The 26,511-nt window shown below is 70.2% G+C and carries 24 protein-coding genes, 2 tRNA genes and 1 pseudogene; 10 read left to right on the top strand and 17 right to left on the bottom strand.

All coding sequences use genetic code 11. The features are described from left to right. Positions 1-924 carry an ABC transporter permease subunit gene (locus AB0F70_RS17940; RefSeq protein WP_357450954.1) on the bottom strand — a complete coding sequence of 308 codons (924 nt, stop codon included), beginning with the start codon at positions 922-924 and terminating at the stop codon, positions 1-3. A gap of 194 nt (positions 925-1,118) precedes the next feature. Here AB0F70_RS17940 and AB0F70_RS17945 point away from each other — a divergent pair, with 194 nt between their 5' ends. Further along, positions 1,119-2,135, top strand: a complete 1,017-nt coding sequence (locus AB0F70_RS17945; protein ID WP_357450957.1) for a LacI family DNA-binding transcriptional regulator — start codon at positions 1,119-1,121, stop codon at positions 2,133-2,135. Between the two features lie 10 nt (positions 2,136-2,145). On the opposite strand, the gene AB0F70_RS17950 is transcribed toward AB0F70_RS17945, so the two are convergent. Genes AB0F70_RS17950 through eda form a run of 3 tightly spaced genes read right to left on the bottom strand, consistent with a single transcriptional unit; the run spans position 2,146 to position 4,932 of the window. After that, a complete protein-coding gene (locus AB0F70_RS17950; protein ID WP_357450960.1) occupies positions 2,146-3,141 on the bottom strand; it encodes an SDR family oxidoreductase in 996 nt (331 codons plus the stop codon). Positions 3,142-3,169: 28 nt separating this feature from the next. Continuing rightward, positions 3,170-4,270, bottom strand: coding sequence for a sugar kinase (locus AB0F70_RS17955; RefSeq protein ID WP_357450963.1), 1,101 nt, complete (start codon positions 4,268-4,270; stop codon positions 3,170-3,172). Further along, a complete protein-coding gene (gene eda, locus AB0F70_RS17960; protein ID WP_357450966.1) occupies positions 4,267-4,932 on the bottom strand; it encodes a bifunctional 4-hydroxy-2-oxoglutarate aldolase/2-dehydro-3-deoxy-phosphogluconate aldolase in 666 nt (221 codons plus the stop codon). The genes AB0F70_RS17955 and eda overlap by 4 nt, the downstream gene beginning before the upstream one ends. Positions 4,933-5,013: 81 nt before the next feature. On the opposite strand from eda, the gene AB0F70_RS17965 reads away from it, so the two are divergent. After that, positions 5,014-5,763 carry an IclR family transcriptional regulator gene (locus AB0F70_RS17965; RefSeq protein ID WP_357450969.1) on the top strand — a complete coding sequence of 250 codons (750 nt, stop codon included), beginning with the start codon at positions 5,014-5,016 and terminating at the stop codon, positions 5,761-5,763. 97 nt (positions 5,764-5,860) lie between these two features. Here the strand turns inward: AB0F70_RS17965 and AB0F70_RS17970 are convergent, their stop codons facing one another. Continuing rightward, a complete protein-coding gene (locus tag AB0F70_RS17970; protein WP_357450972.1) occupies positions 5,861-8,422 on the bottom strand; it encodes an ATP-dependent Clp protease ATP-binding subunit in 2,562 nt (853 codons plus the stop codon). A 297-nt stretch (positions 8,423-8,719) separates the two neighbouring features. Here AB0F70_RS17970 and AB0F70_RS17975 point away from each other — a divergent pair, with 297 nt between their 5' ends. The 3 genes from AB0F70_RS17975 (at position 8,720) to AB0F70_RS17985 (ending at position 10,907) form a co-directional block, all read left to right on the top strand. Continuing rightward, positions 8,720-9,340, top strand: a complete 621-nt coding sequence (locus AB0F70_RS17975) for a hypothetical protein (RefSeq protein WP_357450974.1) — start codon at positions 8,720-8,722, stop codon at positions 9,338-9,340. A 49-nt stretch (positions 9,341-9,389) separates the two neighbouring features. Next, positions 9,390-10,232 carry a hypothetical protein gene (locus tag AB0F70_RS17980; protein WP_357450978.1) on the top strand — a complete coding sequence of 281 codons (843 nt, stop codon included), beginning with the start codon at positions 9,390-9,392 and terminating at the stop codon, positions 10,230-10,232. A 96-nt stretch (positions 10,233-10,328) separates the two neighbouring features. Next, on the top strand, positions 10,329-10,907 hold the full coding sequence (locus tag AB0F70_RS17985; RefSeq protein WP_357450981.1) for an alpha/beta family hydrolase: 579 nt from the start codon (positions 10,329-10,331) through the stop codon (positions 10,905-10,907). Positions 10,908-10,910: 3 nt separating this feature from the next. Here AB0F70_RS17985 and def read toward each other — a convergent pair whose 3' ends face one another. Next, the gene (gene def / locus AB0F70_RS17990) at positions 10,911-11,600 is read right to left on the bottom strand and encodes a peptide deformylase (RefSeq protein ID WP_357450984.1); all 690 of its coding nucleotides are present in this window, start codon (positions 11,598-11,600) and stop codon (positions 10,911-10,913) included. Positions 11,601-11,686: 86 nt separating this feature from the next. On the opposite strand from def, the gene AB0F70_RS17995 reads away from it, so the two are divergent. Continuing rightward, complete coding sequence (locus AB0F70_RS17995; protein WP_357450987.1) at positions 11,687-12,145, top strand: DUF2809 domain-containing protein; 459 nt, start codon at positions 11,687-11,689, stop codon at positions 12,143-12,145. On the opposite strand, the gene AB0F70_RS18000 is transcribed toward AB0F70_RS17995, so the two are convergent. Beyond that, positions 12,142-12,747: a TetR/AcrR family transcriptional regulator gene (locus AB0F70_RS18000; protein WP_357450990.1), complete on the bottom strand. Its 606-nt coding sequence runs from the start codon at positions 12,745-12,747 to the stop codon at positions 12,142-12,144. The genes AB0F70_RS17995 and AB0F70_RS18000 overlap by 4 nt on opposite strands. Before the next feature lie 112 nt (positions 12,748-12,859). Here AB0F70_RS18000 and AB0F70_RS18005 point away from each other — a divergent pair, with 112 nt between their 5' ends. Both AB0F70_RS18005 and AB0F70_RS18010 read left to right on the top strand, forming a co-directional pair. After that, positions 12,860-13,705: an SDR family NAD(P)-dependent oxidoreductase gene (locus AB0F70_RS18005; RefSeq protein WP_357450993.1), complete on the top strand. Its 846-nt coding sequence runs from the start codon at positions 12,860-12,862 to the stop codon at positions 13,703-13,705. A gap of 73 nt (positions 13,706-13,778) precedes the next feature. Then, positions 13,779-14,165: a DoxX family protein gene (locus AB0F70_RS18010; RefSeq protein WP_357450996.1), complete on the top strand. Its 387-nt coding sequence runs from the start codon at positions 13,779-13,781 to the stop codon at positions 14,163-14,165. Positions 14,166-14,208: 43 nt separating this feature from the next. On the opposite strand, the pseudogene AB0F70_RS18015 reads toward AB0F70_RS18010, so the two are convergent. From AB0F70_RS18015 to AB0F70_RS18025, 3 genes and pseudogenes are all read right to left on the bottom strand, one after another. After that, positions 14,209-15,070, bottom strand: a pseudogene (locus AB0F70_RS18015) (nucleotidyl transferase AbiEii/AbiGii toxin family protein). Beyond that, a complete protein-coding gene (locus AB0F70_RS18020; protein WP_357450999.1) occupies positions 15,067-15,642 on the bottom strand; it encodes a type IV toxin-antitoxin system AbiEi family antitoxin domain-containing protein in 576 nt (191 codons plus the stop codon). The pseudogene AB0F70_RS18015 and the gene AB0F70_RS18020 overlap by 4 nt, the downstream one beginning before the upstream one ends. Positions 15,643-16,072: 430 nt before the next feature. Further along, positions 16,073-16,147: transfer RNA gene (locus AB0F70_RS18025), tRNA-Thr, on the bottom strand. Positions 16,148-16,275: 128 nt separating this feature from the next. Here AB0F70_RS18025 and AB0F70_RS18030 point away from each other — a divergent pair. Next, entirely contained in the window at positions 16,276-16,569 is a 294-nt protein-coding gene (locus tag AB0F70_RS18030) for a hypothetical protein (protein WP_357451003.1), read from the top strand. After that, positions 16,566-16,985 carry a hypothetical protein gene (locus tag AB0F70_RS18035; protein WP_357451006.1) on the top strand — a complete coding sequence of 140 codons (420 nt, stop codon included), beginning with the start codon at positions 16,566-16,568 and terminating at the stop codon, positions 16,983-16,985. The genes AB0F70_RS18030 and AB0F70_RS18035 overlap by 4 nt, the downstream gene beginning before the upstream one ends. A 189-nt stretch (positions 16,986-17,174) precedes the next feature. On the opposite strand, the gene AB0F70_RS18040 is transcribed toward AB0F70_RS18035, so the two are convergent. The 7 genes from AB0F70_RS18040 to topA form a co-directional block, all read right to left on the bottom strand. Then, positions 17,175-17,247, bottom strand: a tRNA-Thr gene (locus tag AB0F70_RS18040). A gap of 124 nt (positions 17,248-17,371) precedes the next feature. Next, positions 17,372-18,913: an alpha/beta hydrolase gene (locus tag AB0F70_RS18045; protein WP_357451009.1), complete on the bottom strand. Its 1,542-nt coding sequence runs from the start codon at positions 18,911-18,913 to the stop codon at positions 17,372-17,374. Positions 18,914-18,976: 63 nt separating this feature from the next. Beyond that, positions 18,977-19,645: a hypothetical protein gene (locus AB0F70_RS18050; RefSeq protein WP_357451012.1), complete on the bottom strand. Its 669-nt coding sequence runs from the start codon at positions 19,643-19,645 to the stop codon at positions 18,977-18,979. Positions 19,646-19,849: 204 nt separating this feature from the next. Next, the gene (locus tag AB0F70_RS18055) at positions 19,850-21,520 is read right to left on the bottom strand and encodes an enoyl-CoA hydratase-related protein (RefSeq protein WP_357451015.1); all 1,671 of its coding nucleotides are present in this window, start codon (positions 21,518-21,520) and stop codon (positions 19,850-19,852) included. A gap of 153 nt (positions 21,521-21,673) precedes the next feature. Beyond that, a complete protein-coding gene (locus tag AB0F70_RS18060; RefSeq protein ID WP_357451018.1) occupies positions 21,674-22,810 on the bottom strand; it encodes a DNA polymerase III subunit delta' in 1,137 nt (378 codons plus the stop codon). Beyond that, positions 22,807-23,535, bottom strand: a complete 729-nt coding sequence (gene tmk, locus AB0F70_RS18065) for a dTMP kinase (RefSeq protein WP_357451021.1) — start codon at positions 23,533-23,535, stop codon at positions 22,807-22,809. The genes AB0F70_RS18060 and tmk overlap by 4 nt, the downstream gene beginning before the upstream one ends. A gap of 92 nt (positions 23,536-23,627) precedes the next feature. After that, a complete protein-coding gene (gene topA, locus AB0F70_RS18070) occupies positions 23,628-26,444 on the bottom strand; it encodes a type I DNA topoisomerase (RefSeq protein WP_357451024.1) in 2,817 nt (938 codons plus the stop codon). Between the last annotated feature and the right edge of the window lie 67 nt (positions 26,445-26,511).

Consider the following 26,511-nt stretch of genomic DNA (forward strand, 5'->3'; position numbering starts at 1 on the left):
TCACCACAGGGAGCTCCCGGTGACTCGGCGCGAGATGGCGTTGGCGGAGAAGACGAGGACCAGGCCGATCACTGCCTCGAACAGGCCGATCGCCGTCGCGTAGCTCAGCTGCCCGGAGGTCAGGCCGACGCGGTAGATGTACGTGGAGATCACGTCCGCCGTCGGCTGCGTCAGGGTGTTGTAGAGAAGGAAGATCTTCTCGAAGCCCACCTGCATGAACTGGCCGATGTTCAGGATGAGCAGCACCATCATCGTGGGCCGGATGCCGGGCAGCGTGACGTGCCAGGTCTGCTGCCAGCGGTTGGCGCCGTCGATCCGCGAGGCCTCGTAGAGCTGCGCGTCGATGGTGGTCAGCGTGGCCAGGTAGAGGATGGTGCCCCACCCGACCGTCTGCCAGACCTCCGACGAGATGTAGATGGTGCGGAACCAGTCCGCCTGCTGCATGAACGAGATCGGGTCCCCGCCGAACAGCTGGACGAGCCGGTTCACCGTGCCGTCGAGCGACGTCAGCTCGAACACGAAGCCGGCGACGATCACGATGGACATGAAGTGCGGCAGGTAGCTGACCGTCTGCACGAACCGCTTGAACAGTCGCGAGCGGAGCTCGTTCAGCAGCAGCGCCAGGATGATCGGCAGGGGGAACACGATGACGAGCGTCAGACCGCCGATGATCACGGTGTTCTGGAACGCCTGCCAGAACGCCTGGTCCTGGATGAACCGCTCGATGTAGTAGAACCCGACCCACTCGTCGCCGAAGATCGAGCCGCCCGGCCGGAACCTGCGGAAGGCGATGACGTTGCCCGCCATCGGCAGGTAGCGGAACACCAGGAACCAGGCGATCGGCAGGATCGCGAAGGTGTAAAGGCGCCAGTGCTTGCGCAGGGCCAGGCCCCACGTCTCCTTGCCCCGCAGCTCCGTTGCCATCCCCACCTCGTTGTGGAACGTTTTCGAAACTATCGACGTCTTCGCCGATAGTGCTTTCGTCTGGGACAGTAGAGTCGGAGGCAGCACATCGTCAAGGTGGTCCCATAACCTGGTGACCGCATAGCGGTCACGATTGCGAAACGGTGTACCGTCGCTCCGAAAGTTTCCGCGAACAATGTCGAAAGGCAGAGGCGATGACCGGCGTAAGCCCCGGCCCCACGATCGCGTCGATCGCTACCGAGCTCGGCTTGTCCGTGCCCACCGTCTCCAAGGTCCTCAACGGCAGGGCCGACGTCGCCCCCGCCACCCGGGACCGCGTCGAGGCGGCCCTGGAGAAGCACCAGTACCGCCGCAGGCGTCCGGCGACGGCGCCCGCGGGCACCGGCCTGATCGACCTCGTCTTCCACCGGCTCGGCTCCGGCTGGTCGATGGAGATCATTCGCGGCGTCGAGGCGGCGGCTGCCGAGTCACGGACCAGCGTGATCCTGTCCGAGCTCGGCGGCGAGCACCGCCCGCCCGCCAGGTGGCTCGACACGACCATCGCCCGGCCGCCCCTTGGCGTGCTGCTCGTGGCCGCGAACCTCTCGGAGGCGCAGCACCAGCAGCTCGACCGGCGCAGCATCCCCTACGTGGTGATCGACACCGACGGCGAGCCCCCGGCCGACGTCGCCTCGGTGGGCTCCGACAACTGGAACGGCGGGCTGCAGGCCACCCGGCACCTGCTCGCGCAGGGCCACCGCCGGATCGGCATGATCACCGGCCCCTGGGACATGCTGTGCAGCCGCGCGCGCGTCGACGGGTTCCGCTCGGCGCACGAGGAGGTCGGCGCCGTCGTCGACCCGGCGCTCGTCCGCGAGGGGAACTTCTACGTCGAGGCAGGCTTCGACCAGGGGCTGGAGCTGCTGTCCCTGCCGGACCGGCCGACCGCCGTGTTCGCCGGCTCCGACATGCAGGCCCTCGGGCTGCTCCGCGCCGCCCACCAGCTCGGCCTGCGCGTGCCCGAGGACCTCTCGGTGGTGGGCTACGACGACCTGCCGCTCGCCTCCTGGGTCGGCCCGCCGCTCACCACCGTGCGGCAGCCGCTCGCCGAGATGGGAGCGGCCGCCACACAGATCCTCCTCGACATCGCGCGCGGCAGGTCGCCGAAGGTGCGCCGGCTCAACCTCTCGACCGAGCTGGTGGTCCGGGAATCGACGGCGCCACCGGCCTGAGCGTCCTCGCTCAGATCGAGCGCGCGTGCTCCGCGAGCCGGTCGAAAGCGGCGTCCAGCTCGGCGTCGACCACCTGCGCCTGGGGGTGGGCGTCGTACCAGGACACCTGCTCCGCGGCGCCGACGTCGTAGGTGATGGTGGTGCCGAACTCCGGCACGAGCGTCCGTACCTTGGAGATGTCGAAGACCATCGAGTGGGCCTTGTCCCCCACCAGGCCGGGCCCCATGTCGGGCAGGACCCTGGCGATCGTCTCGGACGCGACGTGCACCAGGTCGGGGTTCGGCACGCCCGCCGCCTCGGCGAGCCAGGTGTAGATCTGGTCCCACGTGGGGGCGTGCGTGCCCGTGATGTGGAAGGACTCCCCCACGGCGAGCGGGTGGCCGAGCAGGCCCACGAACCCGACGGCGAAGTCCTCGGTGTGCGTCAGCGTCCACAGCGAGGTGCCGTCGCCGTGGACCACCACGGGCTTCCCCGCGCGCATCCGGGCCACGTCGGTCCAGCCGCCCGACGTCGGCAGCAGCGTGCGGTCGTACGTGTGCGACGGGCGCACGATCGTCATGGGGAACCCGTTCTCGCGGTACTCCCGGACCAGTACGTCCTCGCACGCGATCTTGTCCCGCGAGTACTGCCAGAACGGGTTGCGCAGCGGCGTGGACTCCCGGACGGGCAGCCGCGCCGGCGGCGTCTGATACGCCGAAGCGGACGAGATGAACACGTACTGCCCGGTCCGCCCGGCGAACTGCGCGACGTCGCGCGCCACGTGCTCCGGGCTGAACGCGCGGAACTGCGCGACGACGTCGAACTCCCGGCCACCCAGCGCCGCGGCCACACCCTGCGCGTCGTTCGCGTCCGCGACGAGGGTCTCCACGCCGGCCGGAAGCTGGCGCGCCGAGGATCTGCCTCTGTTGAGCACCGTCACCCGGTGCCCGAGCCGGTCGGCCCGGGCCACCGAGGCGTGGCTGATGATTCCGCTTCCACCGATGAACAGGATGCTCTTGGACGACATGCCGCAATCCTTGCACCAACTGGGCAGGTCAGCGCTGTACGCGGGCACTTCCTCCGCCGGCGAGCTTCGCGACCTCTGCGAGCGTCACCATGGTGGTGTCACCGGGGGTGGTCATGGCCAGCGCGCCGTGTGCGGCGCCGTACTCGACGGCCTCCTGGAGCGAGCCCAGCTCCATGAGTCCGTAGGCCAGACCGGAGGCGAACGAGTCGCCGCCGCCGACCCGGTCGAAGATCTCCAGGTCGGCCCGGTGCGTGGCCTCCGCGAAGCCCTCCTTGCGCGACCACGCGATCGCGCCCCAGTCGTTGCGCGACGCCGACCGCACCCCGCGCAGGGTCGTGGCGATCACCTGGAAGTTCGGGTACGCCTCCGAAGCCGTCTCGATCATCGCGCGGAACGCGCCCGTGTCCAGGTCGGTGAGGTTCTCGTCGACCCCCTCGACCTCGAAGCCGAGCGAGGCCGTGAAGTCCTCCTCGTTGCCGATCATCACGTCGACGTGCTGGGCCAGGCGCCGGTTGACCTCCCGGGCACGCTCCTCGCCGCCGATGCCCTTCCACAGCGAGGGCCGGAAGTTCAGGTCGTACGACACGATGGTCCCGTGCCGGCGGGCGGCGGCCATCGCGGCCTCCGCGACGTCGGCGCTGCTCTCGGAGAGCGCGGCGAAGATGCCGCCCGTGTGCAGCCAGCGCACGCCGCGGGAGAAGAGGGCGTCCCAGTCGACGTCGTCGGGCTTCATCTGCGCGATGGCGGTGTTGCCGCGGTCGCTGACGCCGACGGCGCCGCGCGCGCCGAACCCGCGCTCGGTGAAGTTGAGGCCGTTGCGGACCGTGCGCCCGATGCCGTCGTACGGCACCCACTGGACGTACTGCGTGTCGAGGCCGCCGGTGAGCATGAAGTCCTCGACAAGCCGGCCGATCTCGTTGTCGGCGAGGGCCGTGACGATCGCGCCGCGCAGACCGAAGCAGCGGCGCAGGCCGCGGGCGACGTTGTACTCGCCGCCACCCTCCCAGACGTCGAAGCTGCGGGCCGTGCGGACCCGGCGGCTGCCCGGGTCGAGGCGGAGCATCACCTCGCCAAGAGCGACGACGTCGTAGGCGCTCTCGGCGGCGGGACGGACGTTGAGCGAGGTCATCGGTTGTTCTCCTTGGAGTCGATCTGGGCGGCGAGCGCCACGGCGTCGCGCGTCCGGCGGGTGATCTCGGCCCAGTCGCCCGCGGTGACGAGCGAGCGGTCGACCATCCACGAGCCGCCGACGGCGAGCACGGGCTTCAGCGTCAGGTAGTCGGCGAGGTTGGCGGCGCTCACTCCGCCGGTCGGCACGAACCGAAGCCCGGGGAACGGCGCGGAGAACGCCTTGATCGCGGCCGGCCCGCCGACGACGGAGGCGGGGAACAGCTTGACGACGTCAATGCCCAGGTCGAGCGCCGCCATGATCTCCGACGGCGTGGCCACGCCGGGCAGCACGGGGATGCCGTGCTCCTGGGCACGCCGCACGACGGCGGCGGACAGCCCCGGGGACACGATGTAGCGGGCGCCTGCGTCCACCACGTCGTCCACCTGCTGGGCGGTGGTCACGGTGCCCGCACCGACCACGACGTCGGGCTGGTTCTTCGCGACCGCGCGGATGGCGTCGATGCCGCCCGCGAGCCGCAGCGTGATCTCGGCGACGGGGAGGCCGCCCGCGACGAGCGCGTCGGCCAGGCGGGCGCCCTCATCGGCGCCGTCGACCACCACTACCGGCACGAGCCGGTGGGCGGCGAGGGTCTCGAGGACTGTGCTGTCCGGGGATGACATAGGGCTCCTTCGTGAACTAGTGTTTCGCTATGGTGAACGGCCGTTGTTCACTACGAAACGCATGCTACGTGAGGGAGCCCCATGGATGCCAGCCCGCTCGGGAGCGTCGACAAGGCGCTGTTGGCGCTCGACACGCTCGCCGGCTTCGGCGCCAGGGGTGCCTCGCTGGCCGCTCTCGCGCAGGCCGTCGGAGTCAGCAAGCCGACGCTGCACCGCACGCTCGCCGCGCTGCGCCACCGCGGCTACGCCGAGCAGACGGAGGACGGCGCCTACCGTCTCGGCCCCGCAGCACTCGCCCTCGGGAGCACCTACCTGGCGGAGGAGAACCTGCCCGCCCTGCTGCACCCGGCCCTGACCGCGCTCAGCGAGAAGACCGACGAGCTGGTGCACCTCGGCGTGCTCGCGGGGCGCGAGGTGGTCTACCTCGACAAGGTGGAGCCGCAGCGGGCGGTCCGCGTGTGGTCCGCGGTCGGACGGCGGCGTGCTGCCGCGACCACTGCGCTCGGCCGCGCGCTCCTGTCGGTCCAGGACCTGGACGAGGCGGCGCTCGCCCGGTTCGCGGGCGACGCGACCGGCCCCGATCAGCTTCGTAAGGCGCTCTCGGCGGCGCGGACCTCCGGGATCGCCGGCGAGACGGAGGAGAACGAGGCCGGCATCGCCTGCATAGCGACCCCCCTGCTGCGCGCCGGGCGCGCGGTCGCGGCGGTCAGCATCACCGCCCCGGTGGAGCGGCTGCGTGGTGCGGCGCGCGCCGAACGGGTCGCGGCGCTTCGCGACGTCCTCCCGGGCCTGCTGCCGGCAGGCCTGACGGTGCCGCCGGCTGCGCCCTGACCGGCCGACCTCGCTGCGAGCTGCCCAGGCATGACGAAGGCCCGGCCACCCCTTTCGGGGTGACCGGGCCTCTGCGGTCCGGAGAACTACCGGGCGATCACGCCCCGCCGGCAGCCATCTGGCCCGACGGCGGCAGGTCGCGCGGCACCAGTCCGGCGCCCGCGGGCACCGACTGCGGCTCTGCGGTGGTCGGACGACGACGCTCGTCGCGCTCCACACCCTGGAACGTGAACTCGCCGAGGATGCCCTCGCCGACACCGTCGATGATCACCAGCTGGCCTGCGGTGAGCTCACCGAACAGGATCTTCTCGGACAGCGTGTCCTCGATCTCCCGCTGGATCGCCCGCTTGAGCGGACGCGCACCGAGGACCGGGTCGTAACCCTTCTCGGCCAGCAGGTGCTTGGCGGCGGTCGTGAGCTCGAGGCCCATGTCCCGGTCGCGCATACGACGGTCGAGCTTCGCGATCTCGAGGTCGACGATCTGGATGATCTCGTCCTGCGAGAGCTGCGGGAACACGACCGTGTCGTCGACACGGTTGAGGAACTCCGGCCGGAAGTGCTGCTTGAGCTCCTCGTTGACCTTCGCCTTCATCCGCTCGTAGGAGGTCACCAGGTCGCCGCCGGAGTTGAAGCCGGTCTGGACGCCCTTGGCGATGTCCCGCGTGCCGAGGTTGGTGGTCATGATGATCACCGTGTTCTTGAAGTCGACCACTCGACCCTGCGAGTCGGTGAGGCGACCGTCCTCGAGCACCTGCAGCAGCGAGTTGAAGATGTCGGCGTGCGCCTTCTCCACCTCGTCGAACAGGACCACGGAGAACGGCTTGCGACGCACCTTCTCGGTGAGCTGGCCACCCTCGTCGTAGCCGACGTATCCGGGCGGGGAGCCGAACAGTCGCGAGACCGTGTGCTTCTCCGAGAACTCGGACATGTCGAGCTGGATGAGCGCGTCCTCGTCACCGAACAGGAACTCCGCGAGGGCCTTGGCGAGCTCGGTCTTACCGACACCCGTGGGGCCGGCGAAGATGAACGAGCCACCGGGGCGCTTCGGGTCCTTGAGGCCGGCCCGCGTACGGCGGATGGCCTGCGACAGCGCCTTGATGGCGGTCTCCTGGCCGACGACCCGCTTGTGCAGCTCGTCCTCCATGTGGAGCAGCCGGCTGGACTCCTCCTCGGTGAGCTTGACGACCGGGATGCCGGTGGACATCGCCAGCACCTCGGCGATCAGCTCGTCGTCGACCTCTGCGACCGTGTCGAGGTCGCCCGACTTCCAGGCCTTCTCCTTGTCCGCGCGGAGCTGCGTGAGCTGCTTCTCCTTGTCACGCAGGCCGGCGGCCTTCTCGAAGTCCTGCTCGTCGATCGCCGACTCCTTCTCGCGGCGCGCCTCGGAGATGTTCTCGTCGAGCTCCTTGAGCTCCGGCGGCGCCGTCATCCGACGGATGCGGAGCCGTGCGCCGGCCTCGTCGATCAGGTCGATCGCCTTGTCCGGAAGGAACCGGTCGTTGATGTACCGGTCGGCGAGCGTGGCCGCGGAGACCAGCGCGGAGTCCGTGATGGACACGCGGTGGTGCGCCTCGTAGCGGTCGCGCAGACCCTTGAGGATCTCGATGGCGTGCTCGAGCGACGGCTCGGACACCTGGATCGGCTGGAAGCGACGCTCCAGGGCCGGGTCCTTCTCGACGTACTTGCGGTACTCGTCGAGCGTGGTGGCACCGATCGTCTGCAGCTCACCGCGAGCCAGCATCGGCTTCAGGATGGAGGCGGCGTCGATCGCGCCCTCGGCGGCACCCGCACCCACCAGGGTGTGGATCTCGTCGATGAACAGGATGATGTCGCCACGCGTGCGGATCTCCTTGAGCACCTTCTTGAGGCGCTCCTCGAAGTCACCGCGGTACCGCGAACCGGCGACCAGCGCGCCGAGGTCCAGCGTGTACAGCTGCTTGTCCTTGAGCGTCTCCGGGACATCACCCTTGACGATGTCCTGCGCGAGGCCCTCGACGACTGCCGTCTTGCCGACGCCGGGCTCACCGATCAGCACCGGGTTGTTCTTGGTGCGGCGGGACAGGACCTGCATGACCCGCTCGATCTCCTGCGTACGACCGATGACCGGGTCCAGCTTGCCCTCGCGCGCGGCCTGGGTGAGGTTGCGGCCGAACTGGTCGAGCACTGCCGAGCCCGCGGGCTGGCCCTCCTGGGGACCGCCTGCGGAGACGGGCTCCTTACCCTGGTAGCCGCTCAGCAGCTGGATGACCTGCTGGCGCACCTTGTTCAGGTCGGCACCCATCTTGGTGAGCACCTGTGCTGCGACGCCCTCACCCTCGCGGATGAGACCGAGCAGGATGTGCTCGGTGCCGATGTAGTTGTGGCCGAGCTGCAGCGCCTCGCGGAGCGACAGCTCAAGTACCTTCTTGGCACGCGGCGTGAACGGGATGTGCCCGCTCGGCGCCTGCTGCCCCTCACCGATGATCTCGGTGACCTGGGTGCGGACGCCGTCGAGCGAGATCCCGAGCGACTCGAGCGCCTTGGCTGCTACACCCTCACCCTCGTGGATGAGGCCGAGCAGAATGTGCTCCGTGCCGATGTAGTTGTGGTTCAGCATCCGCGCCTCTTCTTGGGCGAGGACGACGACGCGACGGGCGCGATCCGTAAATCTCTCGAACATGTGCTGCTCCCTCACGAGCGGCGTACACCTGCACCGGCGGTACCAGGCCTGACCGCAACGACTCTATGCGCTCACAACGCGCCCATGGGCCGATCGATGCCCATGTTCGCCAGGGGCGTGACGATGTCCGGCCCTCGAACGGCCTCGAACACGCCGGTGCGGGGCGACACGCCCGGGCGCACGCTCCAGACGGCGAGTCCGGGCTGTTTCCGGGCCGATTCCCACGGAGGTAATTGACGCCTTCCCCCGCACCCGGCAGTCTCGGTGTCAGACCCGCACCCGTCCCGGGGAGGCCACATGGCTGACGAACCGAGCCCGACCCCCGAGTCCTGGGAGCAGATCGTCGCGCGCTTCGCACGGTTCTCCGGCGTCGTCGGCGAGGTCCATGACCCCCTGACCTGGGGGCTCGACCTGGTCGAGGAGGAAGTCACGGGGCTCTCCGACAGCACCGACCCCACGGAGGAGCGCTTCCTGCGCTCCTACCGCACCTTCTCCGGCGAGACCGTCGAGGTCGAGACCCTCCGCGTACCGGCGACCCCGGCGCAGATCGAGGACATCGTCCGTGCCGCCTGCAGCGGAGCGCTCGTCGCACCGCTGCACGCCGACGTCGACCCGGCCGCGCCGCCGGAGATCACCGACGTCACCGACCTGGCCGAGTCCTACCAGGACTACCGCAGCGCGATGCGGGCGATAGTCGCCGAGGTCGACGACGTGCCGTGCGAGACCCGGCAGTTCCGGGTGGACGGCACGGCCAAGCGCTGCATGCGGGTCACCGTGCGCGCCGTTACCGCCGTCTACTCCCCCGCCGCGGACCGCGCTGTGGTCGTGACCGGGCCGTCTGACCTGGTAGATCGCGTGGATGTCGTCACGCGTCCCATCCGCAACCTCCTCCATGGCGAGGACGGCCCGCGGTTCTGAACCGGAACTCACCCCCAGCGGCGTGCCGCACGGCGGTACGATCGCCGCTGTGATCCGTGCCAACGCCTCCGACGCGACGCCGCGGCCGAGGGCGCGTGACGCCGCGGCCCGACGCCCGGCCCTGCTGATCCTGCTCCTGCTGACCGTGCTGGCCCTGGTGGGCACAGCCGCCGCCGGACCGCGCGCGGCAGCCGCCGAGTCGTCGCGCGACAGCATCTGGGTCAATGCCGACGGCGTCGCCTTCGAGCGGAACGGCGAGAGCGACGAGGTCGCCTACGTGGTCCGGCCCGTCGGTCAGCGCAACGGTGGCCAGGCGTACTCCCGCGAGCTCACGCGGGACGAGCGGAACAACGGCTGGGCGATGTTCTGGGAGGCCCGGTACAACTATCCGGACGGCTACTGCGTGGTGTGGGTAGAGGTCGAGGACGCGAGCAACTGGCACGAGTCGGAGGGCAGCACGGCCTGCCGGGGCGACGACCAGCCCGCCACCGAGACGCCCACCCCGACCCCCACACCCACCCAGGCCGAGCGGCCGGCACAGGGACAGCGCCCGGCGCCGGCGCCGAAGCCCGCACGACCGGAGGCCCAGGACGACGCGGCAAAGCCAGCGCCTACGCCCTCCTCGACGCCGACCCCCACGCCGACCCCGACACCCACGCCCAGTGCTACGCCGTCGCCGTCCGCCACGAGCACACCGAGCCCTTCGCCGACCCCCACGCCGGCCGAGACGGACGCCCTACAGGGCCTTTACGAGCAGCAGGGGCCCCAGACCCAGGCCGTCGCCATCCGGCAGGACGAGGTCATCTCTCCGCTCGGCTGGGTGGCCGTGCTCGGCACCGGCGCGGTACTCACCGCGGGCGGCGTGCTGATGCTCTGGCGTCGCCTGACCTGACCCGACCTGACGGAGCGGGGCGGGCGGGGCGGACCCCTCATCGCCCGACGTCCCGCGCGCCGGGCTCGCATGCCGCGGCCGGTGCAGACTGGGTGCGTGAGCACTCCCGCAGGCCTCTTGCTGACCCCTGGCGCGGGCGCGAACCGGGAGAGCCCGGCGCTCGTCGCCGTCGAGCACGCGCTGGCCGACGTCGAACCGGCGCTGCCGGTGCGGCGCGCCGACTTCCCGTACCGCCTCGAGGGCCGGCGTATGCCGGACCGTGCGCCCGTCGCCGTCGCGCACCTGCGGGCAGAAGCCACGGCGTGGGCCGACGAGCTCGCCGTCGCGACGGACCGGCTGCTCCTCGGCGGAAGGTCGTACGGCGGGCGGATGTGCTCGATGGCCGTGGCGGAGGGCCTGCCCGCCGCGGGTCTGGTGCTTCTCAGCTACCCGTTGCACCCGCCGGGGCGGCCGGAGAAGCTCCGCGTGGAGCACTTCGGGCAGATCACGGTCCCCACGCTGTTCGTGTCCGGCGACAAGGACCCCTTCGGCACCCCTGACGAGCTCGCGGAGCACGTCGCGGTGATCCCCGGACCCGTCACGACCGTGACGCTGTCCGGGGCGCACGACATGCGCGGCGCCGCCCGGCAGGAGGCGGTGGCGGACGCCGTCGCCGCCTGGGTCGCCTCGCTGTAGGCGTCAGCGGCCGCCGGCCGGCTTTTCCGGGTATTCCGGCGGGGTCTTGTCCAGCTCGATGGCGATCTCGCGGCGTTCCGCGATGATGTGCGGACGCTCCTCGTCCCGCTGCTCCAGCGCGTCCGCCTGCAGGTCCGCATGCAGGTGATCCCAGTAGAGGATGCCGTCGAGGTGCTGCGACTCGTGGATGAAGCAGCGCGCCAGGTAGCCGCTGCCCGTCAGCTGCACCGGCCCCCCGTGCTGGTCCACGCCGCGCACGGTCGCCTTGCCGGGGCGCACCAGCGGCTCGTAGGCGCCCGGCACGGAGAGGCAGCCCTCCTCCTCGGTCTCGGGCTCTGCCTCGACGTCCATCTCGAGCACCGGGTTCACCACGTGCCCCACGTGCCGGTCGCCCGACGAGTCCGTCAGGTCGTACACGAACACCCGGAGATCGACGCCCACCTGCGGGGCCGCCAGGCCGACACCCTGCGCCGACTCCATGGTGGCGAACAGGTCGTCGACGAGCCGGGCGAGCTCCGGGGTCGAGAACGCCTCGACCGTGCGGGCCGGGTTGTGGAGCACCGGCTCACCGATCTCGGTGATGCGCAGCACGCGGCCGCGATCCACCTCAGGGGCTGTCGCGGGGTACTCCTCGACCGGCTCTCCGAGCAGGTAGGTGACGGGTTTGCGCCGTCGGGGGCGGGTCCATGCCATGGCACAGAGGGTACCTTCGACACCCGCGGTCCACGCTGCGTCCGTGCTGCGCCCGCGCGCTCCGGCGGCTACGGCAGACTGCGCACATGAGTGGCGCACGGGATGGCGGGACGACGACGCGGGATCAGTTCCGGCGGCGGCTCCGGCAGCGGTTGGTGCCAGCGGTCGCGGCGGTGGTGACCGTGGCGGCGGGGCTGTCGGTGCGGTCCGTGCTCGGTGGCGACGTCGCGAAGTACGCGGGAGATGCGCTCTACGCGCTGTTGGTCTTCTGGCTCGTGCTCGTGGTGGCGCCGCGCACCCGGGCCTGGGTTGCCGCCGTTGTGGCCTTCGCTGCGAGCGTGGCGGTCGAGCTCTTCCAGCTGACCGGCGTCCCCGCCGAGCTCGGCGCGCACAGCACGCTCGCGCGGCTGGTGCTCGGCACCACCTTCAACGCGCCAGACCTGCCGTTCTACGCCGTGGGCGCCGCGCTCGGCTGGGCACTGCACCTGGCCGCCCGGAGCGCTGGGGCGGCGCGACGACGCCGTCCTGCCCCGCAGCCCCGTTAGACGGAACCCGCCAGCCCGCGCAGCGCGCCCCGGACGATCGCTCGCACACCGTCCGGTGTGAGGTCGCCGGACCGCTCCGTCCAGCGCCGTGTGACCGGCGCGAAGATCAGGTCCACTGCGAGGTCCAGGTCGACGTCGGCGTCGAGCTGGCCCGCCTCCTGCGCCCGGCGGAGCCGCCGCCGTTTGAGGTCGCGCATCGGCTCGTCCAGCCGCTCGCGGTAGGCCTGGCTCAGCTCCGGGTCCTCGATGATCGCCGCGGTGAGGCCCCGCAGGGCACGGTCGAACGCGGGGTCGGCGAACTCCTCGACGGTGGCGACCAGCACTGCGGTCAGGTCGTCCTCGAGGTCACCGCTGTCGGGCAGGTCGCCCGGCTCCCCCGGGCCCAGCGAGCGCTCCAGGACTGCGTCCAGCACCAGGGCGCCCTTGTTCGGCCACCACCGGTAGATCGTCTGCTTGCCGACGCCGGCCTGGGCGGCCACCTTCTCGATGGTCAACCGCGCGTACCCGAGCTCGGCGACGACGTCGAAGGCGGTGCCGAGGATCGCAGCGCGGGTGGCGGGGTTGCGGCGCCGCCCGGTGGACGGCTGCTGTGCGGTAGGCATCCGGGCACCGTATCGCATACAGAGACGAAACGTTGCGTATTGACAACCGGAAGGAGGCCTGCCATCGTTCTTATCGAGACGATCCGTCTCGACAACTGTGGAGGAAGTACCCATGACTGAACCGATCACCACCCCGCAGCGCCGCACCTGGTTCATCACCGGAGCCAGCCGTGGTCTGGGCCGCGCCTTCACCGAGGCCGCACTGGCTGCGGGCGACCAGGTCGCCGCCGTGTCCCGGACGATCCGGGAGGACGACGACCGCAACGGCCTGCTCCAGATCGTCGCCGACGTCCGCGACCCGGCGTCGGTAGGCGACGCCGTCCGGCGGGCCGTCGATACCTTCGGACGCCTCGACGTCGTCATCAACAATGCCGGGACCATGTCGTACGGGTTCGTCGAGGAGTTCACCGAGGCGCAGGTTCGCGCCCAGCTGGAGACCAACTTCTTCGGCGCGGTCTGGGTAACCCAGGCCGTGGCGCCGGTACTGCGCCGCCAGCGCTCCGGTCACCTCATCCAGATCTCCAGCATCGGTGGACTGGCAGGCTTCGCTGGCACCGGCCTGTACAGCGCGAGCAAGTTCGCGCTGGAGGGCCTGAGCGAGGCGGTGGCGCACGAGCTCGCCGAGTTCGGCGTCGACGTGACGATCGTCCAGCCGGGCGGTTACTGGACCGATCTCTACACCGCCATGGACACCGCGCCGCCGCTGCCCGAGTACGAAGGACTGCGCGACCGCCTGGCCGCGCAGTTCGCCGAGAACAGCGTGGACAGCGACCCACGGCGGGCCGCCGAGGCGATCCTGGAGCTGACCGCCAGCCCTCGTCCGCCCCGCCGGCTGCTCCTCGGCGGCACCGCCTACGACATCGCGTTCGAGGTCACCGACGAACGGCGTCGGACCTGGAAGGAGTGGGAGGCGGTGAGCCGCGCGGCCGAGGAGCCGATCGCGGCGCCGCAGGGGTAGCCAGCGTGGTGTCACACACAGGGCCTCGGTCTCGTCGACGGGGGCAGAGAACAGCCGCCCCGAGGAGACCCGTATGAACATCGCCCTGTGGATAGTTGCCGGGCTGCTCGCCGTCGCCTACGGGGGCGGCGGCGGGCTCAAGGTGATCATGAGCAAGCAGAAGATCGCCGCATCGGGACCTGCGGCCGAATGGGTCGAGGACTTCAGTCCGGGCGCCGTCAAGATGATCGGCGTCCTGGAAGTCCTGGGCGGCGTCGGACTGGTCCTGCCCGCCGCGTTCGGCATCGCCCCCGAGCTGGTGCCGCTAGCGGCTCTGGGCTTGGCGATGATCATGGTCGGCGCAGCGGTCACCCGCATCAGCCGGCGCGAGTACAGGCTCGCGCTCGTGGACCTGACCTACCTGGTCCTGATCGGCTTCGTGATCTGGGGCCGGTTCGGTCCGGAGGCGTTCGTGGGCTGATCCGGCCCCGGACGCCCGAGCACCTGTATCGCACCGCCGTCGGTCAACCAGTCAGCACCGGGTCGATGAACTTTCCGATCGCCACGAGGAGGTCGGAGAATCGTTCGGGTGCAAGTTCAGAAAGCCCGTGCTTGCGTCGCCAGGCGCCGTATCGAGCCTGCGCGACCTCGGCAAACTTTGCCAGGTCGACCGTTTGGGCAAGAGTGGCCAGCACTACGCCTCGATGCTCGGCAACCACGCGTAACGACGTCAGGAGTTCTTCCGGATCGACCGAAATGGTTCTGCCTATCGTGTACAGGTCTACGAAGTCACGCCAACGTGTGTTCGTCTCGCCCCGTGCCAGTGCGGTGACGTACTTCTCGGCGACGATCATCGCGGGCACATAGCCGCGCACGACCACGTCCTGACCGAGCATCCCCGGCAGCACGACGTCGATCGCCGGCGGCGCAACAGGGTCGCCTACCGAGAAGTCGAAGGCGATCTTCTGCCGGTCGGTGTGCAGGTTGCAGGTCATAGCCGGCGCGGAAGCCGGTGTAGTCGTCGGTCTCGCGGATCTCCGTAATGGTCAACGTCTCGACGTCGTACGTCAGTCCGTCCGGCTCGTCCACTGCGATGACGGCATGGCAGACCTGACGAACGGTGGTCTCGTCCAAGCTGAGTTCGCTCAACATCGCGTCGATGTCCTTGGTTGGGCGGCGCTCGACATACGCCGCCAGGAGGAAACCGCCCTTGAGGACGAACTTGTCTCCGTAGACGGTCCGCGTGAGCCTGTGGAGCGTGCGCTCGAGCTTGTAGAGGACGAGCGCCTCGGCGAAGTTGACACCCTCCTGCTTGGCCACCCTCCGCAGCGCGAGATAGGCCGACCGAGCCTGTCCCGCAGTGTCTGTCGTCGCAGTATCGGTCACGTCAGAATCTCCAGAGCGTTACGAAGCGGCCCTTCGGCACGAGGCAGCTGGTGGGCGATGCGCAGCAATTCGGAGGGGTGGTTTCCGCGCCTGCCGAGCCAACGGCGCAACGCGGTGGTCGCTGTCTCATACCCCTCGTAGCCCCGCATACGAAAGGCATCGACGATGCTTCGGGCGGGCGAGTAGATCGGGACAACGACGCCACCGATCTCTTCTGTGCCGCGCTCGATGTGAAACGTCTCGGCGTCAAACCACCGCCACGCGACCCGTGTCGCCAGCACCGGCCTGTGCGCGCCGCGCGGGAGGGCAAGGTCGTACGCCGCTGGAATGTCATCGACAAGGTCGTACTGGGCCAGGGCACTCGTCAGGCAGATCGTCGCCCGCGGAGACCTGGTGACGATCTCGATCAGATCAGGATCCCCCAGCTCGGCGCCCGTCGGCTGATACAGCCCCCGCGCGATCTGAGTAACTAGACCGGCATCAACCCAGGCGCGAAGCATCCGCGCGTTGACGCCTTGACCGCGCGCCTCAGCGGCGCGGAACGGAGCCTGCCGGGCGAGGAGATCGTGCACCGGAGCCTTCCTTTAGCCATCGGATCAAACTCTCTACAGATAACCTTAGATGTGGAGAACTTGATCCGCAGCGCGACCACGCGGCAAGTCTCGACTATTGGAATCGCATCCGCCCTCTTCTTCGCCGCTGAGCGAGTAGCTGCCTCTGTGGAGGTTCCGTAGGCGCTGCGAGACGCGCTCGGTGGTGGCTTCGATCTGCTCGTCAGCCATCCCGGCGGAGTAGTCCTTGCCGGGTTCCCGGGCCTGCGCGTGTACCTGGTCGTCGTGTTCATCCTTCCCGGTGAAGGTCTGCTGAACGAGCCGAGTGACGGCCTGGTGCCTTCGGGAGTGCGCGGGGAGGGCACGTGATGAACGCGAACGGGCACAGGACACAAGAAACCCCGCCCCACCTCGGCGCATATGGCCTGGTGGGACGGGGTTTACATGACAGAGCCGCCTGTGGGAATCGAACCCACGACCTTCTCATTACGAGTGAGACGGTCACGACTGCTGACCTCAGGACCGCCTTCGTCAAGTGCCCGCCACCGCCCAGTGCGCCGCAGACGCGCCTTTGCGCCAGTAAAGAAGTCCTTCGAGGCCATCGCTGTGACTCAGATCACAGCGGAGTGTAGTACGGCGTAATACACTGTGGATGTGGATGTGGATGGAGACGTGGACTGGAGTCATGGCGAGGCGCACATGTGGGCGAAGCATGGGGTCACCGTTGCCGAAGCGAACGAGGCGCTTGAGGACCCTGATCGGGTGCTCATCCAGCCCGATTACAACAGCAAGTCGGGCAGTTCGGATCGAGTGATCGGGTACTCGCGCAGTTACGGGGATCTGCTCTCGGTCATCCTGGTCCGCCACCAGGACACGTTGTACGGGTCCAACGGCTGGCGGTCCAACAGCAAGGATCGCGCCATCTACAGCGAAGGGAGTCAGTCATGAGCGCCAAGGACATCGTTGAGGCCGAGGCCCGGGCCGCCGAGGCCGCCGAGGGTGGCGAACCGGTCCGCGATCTTTCCGAGGTCGATATCAAACGGGGCCGGAACCGCACCGAGGTTCTTCAGGTCCGCCTCAACAAGGAGGAGTACGAAGCCGTCCGAGCTGCGGCTGGCGACCTGCCCGTTTCCACCTACGTGCGGGCCGTCCTGCTCCAGGCCGTTTCACCCGTCTCAGAAGTCGTGGGACCGGTCTGGACTATGCGCTCGGAACCGGCAGCCGACGCGGCATATCAGGCCCTCAAGAAGCTTGCTGAAACTCTCCAGGTTCCTCGGGCACCTGACGACGTGGCGCAGCTTCTAAACAGGAGAGTTGCGCCGTTGGAGGCTCGCCTGGAAGCGCTGGAGAAGCACAGCGCTTGAGCCGTACTCCTCAGTCACGACGTGGGGTTCCGGAAGGAAGCCTCCCCGAACCCCGCGTCCGCCATCCAGCAGCTGCGCTTGGACCGCCCCAACGGAGGTCCCGGGGGGACCGGGGGCACGCCCCGCAGCCCCGACGTCGGACAACAAAGAAGCCCGGAACCGTTGAGGTTCCGGGCTTTCTGCGTGCTGAGCCGCCTGTGGGAATCGAACCCACGACCTTCTCATTACGAGTGAGACGCTCTACCGACTGAGCTAAGGCGGCGTACGCACCGCGATCCGGTGAGAACCGGATGGGCGAGCGGGGCTCACTGTACCCAATGGATGGCCCAGGTTTCAAAGTGAAACCGTGTGACGTCCTCAACCCGCCGGATCCGACCCCCGGACGGTCAGCAGGTGAGCCCCTCCTTCGGGACCGTCCCCTCCACCAGGTAGTCCTCCACAGCCGTGCTGATGCACGCGTTCGACCGGCCGTACGCCGTGTGGCCCTCGCCCTCGTAGGTGACGAGCGTCCCCGACGACAGCGTCTTCGCGAGCGACTCGGCCCACCGGTACGGGGTGGCGGGGTCGTTGGTGGTGCCGATGACGACGATCGGCGGCGCACCCTTCGCTGCCGGGTCGAACTCCTGCTCCGCCGCCGGGTACGGCCAGTCGGTGCACTCGATGCCCGAGTAGCCGAACGACTCGCCGAGCGTGGGCGCCGCAGCCTCGATGTCGGCGGCGAGCTGCTGCATGGTCGCCATGTCCTCCTGGGCGCGGGAGTCGGCGCAGTTGATCGCGCGGAACGCCTCCTCGCTGTTGGACTTGAACGTGCCGTCGTCGTTGCGGTCGTTGTAGACGTCGGCCAGGTACAGCAGGTCGTCGCCCTTGCCTTCCCACAGGACCTCCTGCAGGGCCTGCGTGAGGAACGACCAGGATCCCTCGTCGTACATCGTCACCGCCACGCCGTAGAACGCGAGCTTCTTGGTCACGTCCCGGCCCGAGGACGTCGGGATCGGGTTGGGCTCCGCATCCTCGACGATCGCCTGGATCTGCTGGAGGCCGCTCGTGACGTCGCCGGTGAGCGGGCACTCGCTGCTCGCCTGGCAGTCCGTCACGTACGCACGCAGGGCGCTCTCGAAGCCCTCTGCCTGCTGCAGGGCCACCTCGTCCGAGGCCAGCGTCGTGTCGAGCGCGCCGTCGAGCACCAGGCGCCCGGTCCGCTTCGGGAACAGGCCCGCGTAGGTGGCGCCGAGCTGGGTGCCGTAGGAGAAGCCGAGGAAGTTGAGCTTGTCGTCGCCGAGCGCGCCCCGGAGCATGTCCATGTCGCGTGCGGCCGACTGCGTGTCCACGTTCCCGAGGAGCGGGCCCGTGTTCTCGGCACAGGCCTGGCCCCAGTCCCGGACGGCGTCCTGCCGGGCGGCCAGGCCCTCCTCCGTGTACGGGTAGTCGGTGCTGAGGAACGTGTCCTTGCCCGCGTCGTCGTAGCACTTCACCGGCGTCGACTTGCCGACCCCGCGGGGGTCGAAGCCCACTATGTCGAACGACGAGCGCAGCGACTGCCCGAAGCGGGCGGGGTCGCCCACGAAGTCCACGCCCGACCCGCCCGGCCCGCCCGGGTTGACCAGCAGCGAACCCACCTTCTGCCCCTCGGCGGGGATGCGCTTGAGCGCGATCTCGATGCTGCCGGCCCCGGCGTCGTGCCACGAGAGCGGCGCGGACGCCGTCGCGCACTGGAAGCCCTCACCGCAGTCCGTCCACTCCAGCGACTGACCGTAGTAGTCCTCGAAACCCTTCGGCGCGCCCACCGTCGCCGAGCCGTCCGACTTGCCCACGTCTTCCAGCGCCGTCTGCACCTTGGGCGGTGCGCCACAGGCGGCGAGGAGGAGAACAGCGGTGAGCAGCGTGGCGACGACGGCCGCAGGCTGACGACGGCGGGCGGGGCGAATCACCCGGACAACCTATCGGTTGTGCTGGGTAGATTTCTTACCCGTTGGCGAACCGACACGCGACCCTCACGAGTCGAGCCAGGCCACCGGTCCGGGCTCCCCCTCAGCGGGACGGGGCAGGAGCTCGACGTCGCCCTTGTCACCCAGGACCACCGGTACGGCCTCGCCGGTGTCTGCCTCCGCCGGCACCTCGACCACAGTGGTCGTCGGCACGAAGTCCATGGTGCAGATGCCGTCGCTCGGCGGCATGAACTGCACCGTGAGCACGCCGTCCGGGGCGTCGACCTTCGCGGACTTGCCGCCCGAACCGATGGTCGCCTCCGGCTCCGCGAACAGGGGACAGGAGCTGGACCCGTTGGTCACCACGTACAGCAGGCCCTCCACGGGCGCCCACGCGACACCGACCGGCGAGTCGGTGTTCCCCTCGAGGCCCGGCGGCAGACCGCGCCCGGAGTTCCCGGCAGCGACCTCCATGTCGGCGGCCTGCGGCAGCTCGCCGTCCTGGCCCGCGTCCTCTTCGCCGGCGCCGTCCGTCGGACTGGGGCTGGTCAGGTCGCTCTCCTCCGGTGTCTGGGACGCGACGTTCGAGTCACCCGCCTCCGACCCGCCGACGTCGGACTGTGCGCACCCCGACAGCGCGAGCGCCGCCGTCATCCCGAGGCCGAGGGCTACCACGCCCGCACGCGCCAAGGGCCGTACAGCTGCACCGGACCGGTCCGTCTGCCTGATCTTCATGCCCAGTTCCTTCCGCTCGCCTGACACCACCAGGTGTTTGTCGCAGAGTTGCGACGCCTCCACCCTGGTCATGTGGCGGGCGCCACGTCTCTTGCACCCCACCCCATGATCCGTAACAGGACAGGTGACCGGCAGTCTGGACTACCGGTCACCTGACCTGTCATCGATCATGCGTGCTCGCGACGCATCACGCGCGTCGGCGGCTCACACGCGGGCCGTGGAGAAGCGCAGCTTCTCCGGGGTGGCGTCCGCCGCGGTCTTGCGCAGGAACGCCCGGCGGTGCACCGAGAAGGCGTTGCGGTCGTCGAAGAAGTCGCGCGCCATCTCGGCGAGCTCGATGGTCTGGTAGTACGACAGCGGGCGGTCCGTCGCCCGGCGCTCGGCGCGCGCGGCGAGCATCCAGCCGAGCGTGGCGGGCTCCTCGTACCCCTGGGCGGCGGAGGACAGCCAGGTGTTGAACTCGCCCCACTCGCGCGGCCCGACGGCGCTGATCAGCCCGATGCGGGCCGCCTCGGCGACCGAGATCGGCAGCTTGCGGTTCAGGAGCAGCGACGCGCGGTGCTCGCCCACGCGGGCCGGGACGCTCCAGGAGTGCAGCTCGGAGCCGTAGATCCCCATGTCGTAGTACGGGTTGAGGACGACGCCCTCGCGGGCGAGGGTCACGTCGGCGCAGAGGCCGGCCATGACACCGCCCGCGCCCGCGTTCGCGGTGAACGCGGCGACGGTGAGCTGCTCGGCGGTCGCGATGGCGAGGCAGAGCTCGTCGATGGCGCAGATGTTGTCCCAGGCCTCGGCTGCCGGGTCCGGCGACGCGTCGACGGTGCCGAGGTGGATCCCGTTGGAGAACGCGTGCTCGGTGCCCTTGATGACCAGCACCCGGGTGTCCTCGGTCAGAGCCTTCTCGACGGCGCCCGTCAGGCGGCGGCACTGCTCGGTGTACATGGCGCCGCTGTAGGAGCGGAACGTCAGATACCCGACCGCACCGTCCCGCACGTACGTGGACTCCGCCAGGGCGTCCGGGACACGGCGGAACGGTGCGCCGCTCGCGTCGATCACCTGGGCGGCCGGAAGCTTCGCACCGCGGCGGCCGCTGAGCTCGGCGGCGTAGCCGACCCAGAGCGTGCCGACGCCGCAGGCGATCGCCACCGCGTCGAGGTTGCGGCCCACGACGGTGCCGGGGGCGGCACCGGTGTGCTCGGGCGACGCGACGGCGTCGAACACGCAGACCGACCGTCCGTTGATCGTCGCGGGGGCACCGGGCGCACCGTCGGCCGCGGCGACGAGGCGCTCCAGCTCGTTCGCGGGGCGGCTCCAGTCGATGCGGAAGTCCTCGCGGCGCAGGAGCGGCAGCTCACCGTCGACCGGCACGATCCGCAGGCAGGCCTCCGCGGGGATCGGCCGCTCGCCGTCGGCGACCTTGCGAACCACCTCACCTATGCAGGCCATCGCGGCATCCGCGACGCGGCTGTTGTAGAGCGCGCTCTTCGAGATGGCCTGGTCCAGCATGTCGAAGACCGCGGTGGCCCACACCGGGCCGGCGTCGAGCTCCTCGACGGCGGACAGCGCGGTGACGCCCCAGCGGTCCCGTCCGTCGCGGATCGCGTGGTCGAGCGATGAGGGCCCGCGGTCGCCCACGGGGCCAGGGTGCACGATGACGGTCGGCCAGCGGTCGTAGATCGTGTCCGGCACGCGGTGCTTGAGGAACGGGCACAGGATCAGGTCGGGGTCCGCACGCTCGACGGCCCGCGTCATGGCGGCACCCGACTCGAACGTCGGGGCAAGCTCGACTCCGACGTCATGCCCCTGTTCCCTCAGGGAACACCAGACCCGCTGGGTGAGACCGTTGAAGGCTGAAACCAGCAGGAGGATCCTCATCGGGCGGTGGACTCCTTGTCGCACGGAAAAGCTCTGGGGGCGTCCGCAGCCTAACCACGGACGCCAACCGGGACAATCTGCCTTGGTGGTCCAGCTTCACCCGCGCCAAATCTTCACAGGTGAAATCTTCACGGGTGTCGGACCGCCCGGCGGTCAGCCTTGCGGGCGCAGGGCTATCGTCATCGCCTCGAGCGCGAGCAGCGGGGCGACGTTGCCGTCCAGGCGGGTGCGGGCCACGCCTATCGAGTCCATCCGCCGCACCGTCTGCTCCGGGGTGGAGTCGGCGGCCAGGAGGCGCACCGTCTCCGCCAGCTCGGCGTTCACCAGGTCGACCTCCGCGCCGAGCTGCACCACGAGCACGTCCCGGTACAGGGAGAGCAGGTCCACCATGGCCCGGTCGAGCACGTCGCGCTGATGCCGCGTCGCGCGCCGCTTCTGGTCGTCCTCCAGCTGTTTGAGCTGCGACCGCAGGCGCGGCGGCAGGACCTCGCCGTCAGCCACACCCAGGCCACGCATCAGCTCGGCCTTCTCGGCGGCGTCCCGCTCCTGGGTGGCCGACACCGCCTCCGCCTTCGCCACGTCCACGAGCTCGCCCGCTGCGAGCACCGCGTCCCCGACCCCGCGGATGCGCCGCGCGATGCTCAGCACTGCGGTACGCCGTTCGCGCGCCCCGGCGTCGCGGGCCAGCCGCTTCGCGAGGCCGACGTGGCTCTGGGCCGCCCGGGCAGCACTCAGCGCGACCGCCGGGTCGGCTCCGTCGCGCCGCACCAGCAGGTCGGCGACCGCCTGCGGCGGGGGTACGCGCAGCACCACCGCACGGCAGCGCGACCGGATGGTCGGCAGCACGTCCTGGACCGACGGTGCGCACAGCACCCATACCGTGTGCGGCGGGGGCTCCTCGATGGTCTTGAGCAGGACGTTCGTGGTGCGCTCCGCCATGCGGTCGGCGTCCTCGATCACGATCACGCGCCATCGCCCGCCGGACGGCGACCGGGACGCGGTCATGATCAGGTCCCGTACCTCGTCGATGGCGATGACTACCTTCTCCGTGGCCAGCAGCGTCACGTCCGGGTGGGTGCCCGCCATGGTCGTGGTGCACGCCTGGCACACGCCACAGCCGCCCTGGAGGCACTGCAGCGCAGCCGCGAAGGCCCGGGCGGCCACCGACCGTCCGGAGCCCGGCGGGCCGGTCACCAGCCACGCGTGCGTCATCGCCGCCGGGTTCGCCACGGCGCTCTGGAGCGCGGCGACCGCGTGCTCCTGCCCGACGACGTCGTCCCACACGGTCATGAGCGGTCCTCGCCGAGGGACCCGGCAACGGCGTCGGCCTCTGCGACGGCTGCTGCCTCGGCGAGGGCACCCGCCTCGGCGACGACCGGTGTGAGGCCCAGCCGGGCTGAGAGATCCACCCTGATCTGTGCCTGGATGTCGTCGACCGGCAGGGCCGCGTCAAGGATCACCCAGCGCTCCGGGTCCGCGGCCGCCCGCTGGAGAAACGTGTCCCGGACCCGGGTGTGGAACTCGAGGCCCGCACGCTCCAGCCGGTCCAGCGCACCCTTGCCGTCGGCCCCGGCACGCCTGGCCGCCGCCGCCGCGGGCTCGAGGTCGAGCAGGATAGTGATGTCCGGCCGCAGGCCCTTCGCCGCCCACAGGGAGAGGTGCTCCACCTCGTGGCCCGGCAGGTCGCGGCCGCCGGACTGGTAGGCGACGGACGAGTCGAGGTAGCGGTCGGTGATCACCACCGCGCCGCGATCCAGCGCCGGCCGCACCACCGTCTCCACGTGGTGGGCGCGGTCCGCCGCATAGATCAGCGCCTCGGCGCGCGCACCCATGTCCTGGCCGTGCATGACCGCCGCCCGCAGCTCCTTGCCGAGCGCGGTGCCACCGGGCTCGAACGTGAGCACGACCTCGCGGCCGGTCAGGTCGGCCAGCCAGTCGCCGAGGAGGCGGGACTGGGTCGACTTGCCGACGCCCTCGCCGCCCTCGAAGGAGATGAAGTAGCCCGGTTCGTTCACGCGGCAACCCTAACCGCGCCCACCGACACCCACCGGCCGGGGAACGGGACGGACGGGCAGGCCGCCGAAGCGACCCGCACGCCCGACACGCGCTACTTGTTCGAGCTCGATGCCTTCTTGGCGGCCGGCTTCTTGGCCGGGGCCTTCTTCGCCGCCGGCTTCTTGGCCGCCGTCGTCCGCGTGGTGCGCTTCTTGGCCGGGCCCTGGGCGCGCTTCTCCGCGAGCAGCTCGATCGCCTGCTCCGCGGTGACCGACTCCGGCGTGACGTCACGCGGCAGGGTGCGGTTGGTCTCGCCGTCGGTCACGTACGGGCCGAACCGGCCGTCCTTGACCTGGATCGGCTTGCCGCTGGTGGGGTCGTCCCCGAGCTCGCGCAGCGGCGGGGTGGCCGTGCGCCCGCGCCCCCGCTTGGGCTGCTTGTAGATCTCCAGCGCCTCCTCGAGGGTGACCGTGAACATGGCCTCCTCGGAGGGCAGCGTGCGCGAGTCCGTGCCCTTCTTCAGGTACGGGCCGTAGCGGCCGTTCTGCGCCGTGATCTCGTCACCCGACTCCGGGTCGGCGCCCACCACGCGCGGCAGCGACATGAGCTGCAGGGCGTCCTCGATCGTCACCGAGTCGAGGGCCTGCGTCTTGAGCAGCGACGCGGTCTTCGGCTTGGGCAGGGCGGCCAGCGCGCGCTTCTTCGCCGCGGCCGACAGGTCGGGGTCGAGGTCGGGCTCCGGCATCTGCTCCGTCACGTAGGGGCCGTAGCGGCCGTTCTTGGCGATGACCGGGTTGCCGGTCTCGGGGTGCGTGCCGAGCACGCGGCCGTCGTCGGCCCCCGCCGCGAGCAGCTCCCGGGCCTTGGCGACCGTCAGCTCGTCGGGCGCGACGTCGTCGGGCACCGAGGCGCGGGGCGGGGTCTTGCCCTCCTCGACCTCGGCCGCGAGGTCCTCGATGTACGGGCCGTAGCGACCCACCCGCACCCGGATGCCCTCGCCGATGTCCACGGAGTTGATCGCGGCGGCGTCGATCTCGCCGAGGTTCGCCACGAGCGCGCGCAGACCGCCGCCGTCGCTGTCCACACCGAGCTCGTCGGAGGTGCCTGCGTTACCCGGCGCCTCACCGAAGTAGAACTCCTTGAGCCACGCGACCCGCTCCCGCGACCCGGCGGCGATCTGGTCGAGGTCGGCCTCCATGGTGGCCGTGAAGTCGTAGTCGACCAGCCGGTCGAAGTGCTCCTCCAGCAGGCGGATCACCGCGAACGCGAGCCAGGTCGGCACCAGCGCCTGGCCGCGCGTGATCACGTAGCCGCGGTCCTGGATCGTCGAGATGGTCGCGGCGTACGTGGAGGGGCGGCCGATCCCGCGCTCCTCCAGCGCCTTGACCAGCGACGCCTCCGTGTAGCGCGCGGGCGGCGCCGTGGAGTGGCCGTCGGCGGCGAGGTCGGTTCCGACGAGCGCGTCGCCCTCGGACATCGTCGGCAGACGCGCCTCCTTGGCCGCAGCGGCACCCTCGGCCGCCTCGGCGTCGGCGTCCGCGCTCTCCTCGTAGGCCGCGAGGAACCCGCGGAACGAGATCACCGTGCCCGACGCCGAGAACACCGCCTCGTTGCCGTCCTGCTCGCCACCCACGACCACCGCGCCGAGCCGGACGGATGCCGTCGAACCCTTCGCGTCGGCCATCTGCGACGCGACGGTGCGCTTCCAGATCAGCTCGTAGAGCCGGAACTGGTCCCCGCTCAGCTCACCGGCGACCTGCGCGGGAGTGCGGAACGAGTCGCCCGCGGGGCGGATCGCCTCGTGCGCCTCCTGGGCACCCTTCGACTTGGACTGGTAGAGGCGGGGTGCGCCCGGCACGTACTCGGGGCCGTACAGCTCGGCCGCCTGACGGCGCGCGGCGTTCGTGGCCTCGGACGACAGCGACGGGCTGTCGGTACGCATATAGGTGATGTAGCCGTTCTCGTACAGGCCCTGCGCGGTACGCATCGCCTGACGCGACGACATCCGCAGCTTGCGGCCCGCCTCCTGCTGCATGGTGGAGGTGGTGAACGGCGCCGCGGGGCGGCGCGTGTACGGCTTGGTCTCCAGGCTGCGGACGGAGAAGTCGGCGGCCTGGAGCCCGGAGACGACGGCGGTCGCGGTGGCCTCGTCGAGCTGCACCACGCCCGTCCGGACCTTGAGCCGCCCCCGGTCGTCGAAGTCGCGGCCCGACGCGACCTTGGCGCCGGCGAGCTGGCTGAGCCGGGCCCGGAAGGACGGCTGGCCGGAGGCGGCGCCGTCGCCGTCCGAGACCGCGAAGGTGCCGGACACGTCCCAGTAGTCCGCTGAGACGAACGCCATGCGCTCGCGTTCCCGCTCGACCACCAGACGCGTCGCCACCGACTGCACACGGCCGGCGGAAAGGCCCTGGCGCACCTTGCGCCACAGCACCGGCGACACCTCGTAGCCGTACAGGCGGTCGAGGATGCGCCGGGTCTCCTGGGCGTCCACGAGGTCCTGGTCGAGCTCCCGGGTGTTCTCCAGAGCCCGGAAGATCGCCTCGCGGGTGATCTCGTGGAACACCATGCGCTTGACCGGGACCTTGGGCTTGAGCTCCTGGATCAGGTGCCACGCGATGGCCTCGCCCTCGCGGTCCTCATCGGTCGCGAGGAAGAGCTCGTCGGCGTCCTTCAGAGCCTTCTTGAGCTCGCTGACCTTCTTCCTCTTGTCCGCGTGGACCACGTAGTACGGGTCGAACCCGTTGTCGACGTCGACCGAGAACTTCCCGTACGGGCCCTTCTTCATCTCCGCCGGCAGGTCCTTGGGCTGCGGGAGGTCGCGGATATGCCCGACGCTGGCTTCGACCTCGTAGTCGTCGCCGAGGTAGCTCTGGATCTTTCGAGCCTTCGTGGGCGACTCCACGATCACGAGCTTGCGTGCCTGGGACATCCGGTCCTGCCTGCTTCCTGCGGGGTCTGGGGGAGGGCGTCTAGCGCCGTTGGAGAGTTCACGGTAC

It is taken from the genome of Promicromonospora sp. NPDC023805 (assembly GCF_040639635.1).
Taxonomy (GTDB): domain Bacteria; phylum Actinomycetota; class Actinomycetes; order Actinomycetales; family Cellulomonadaceae; genus Promicromonospora.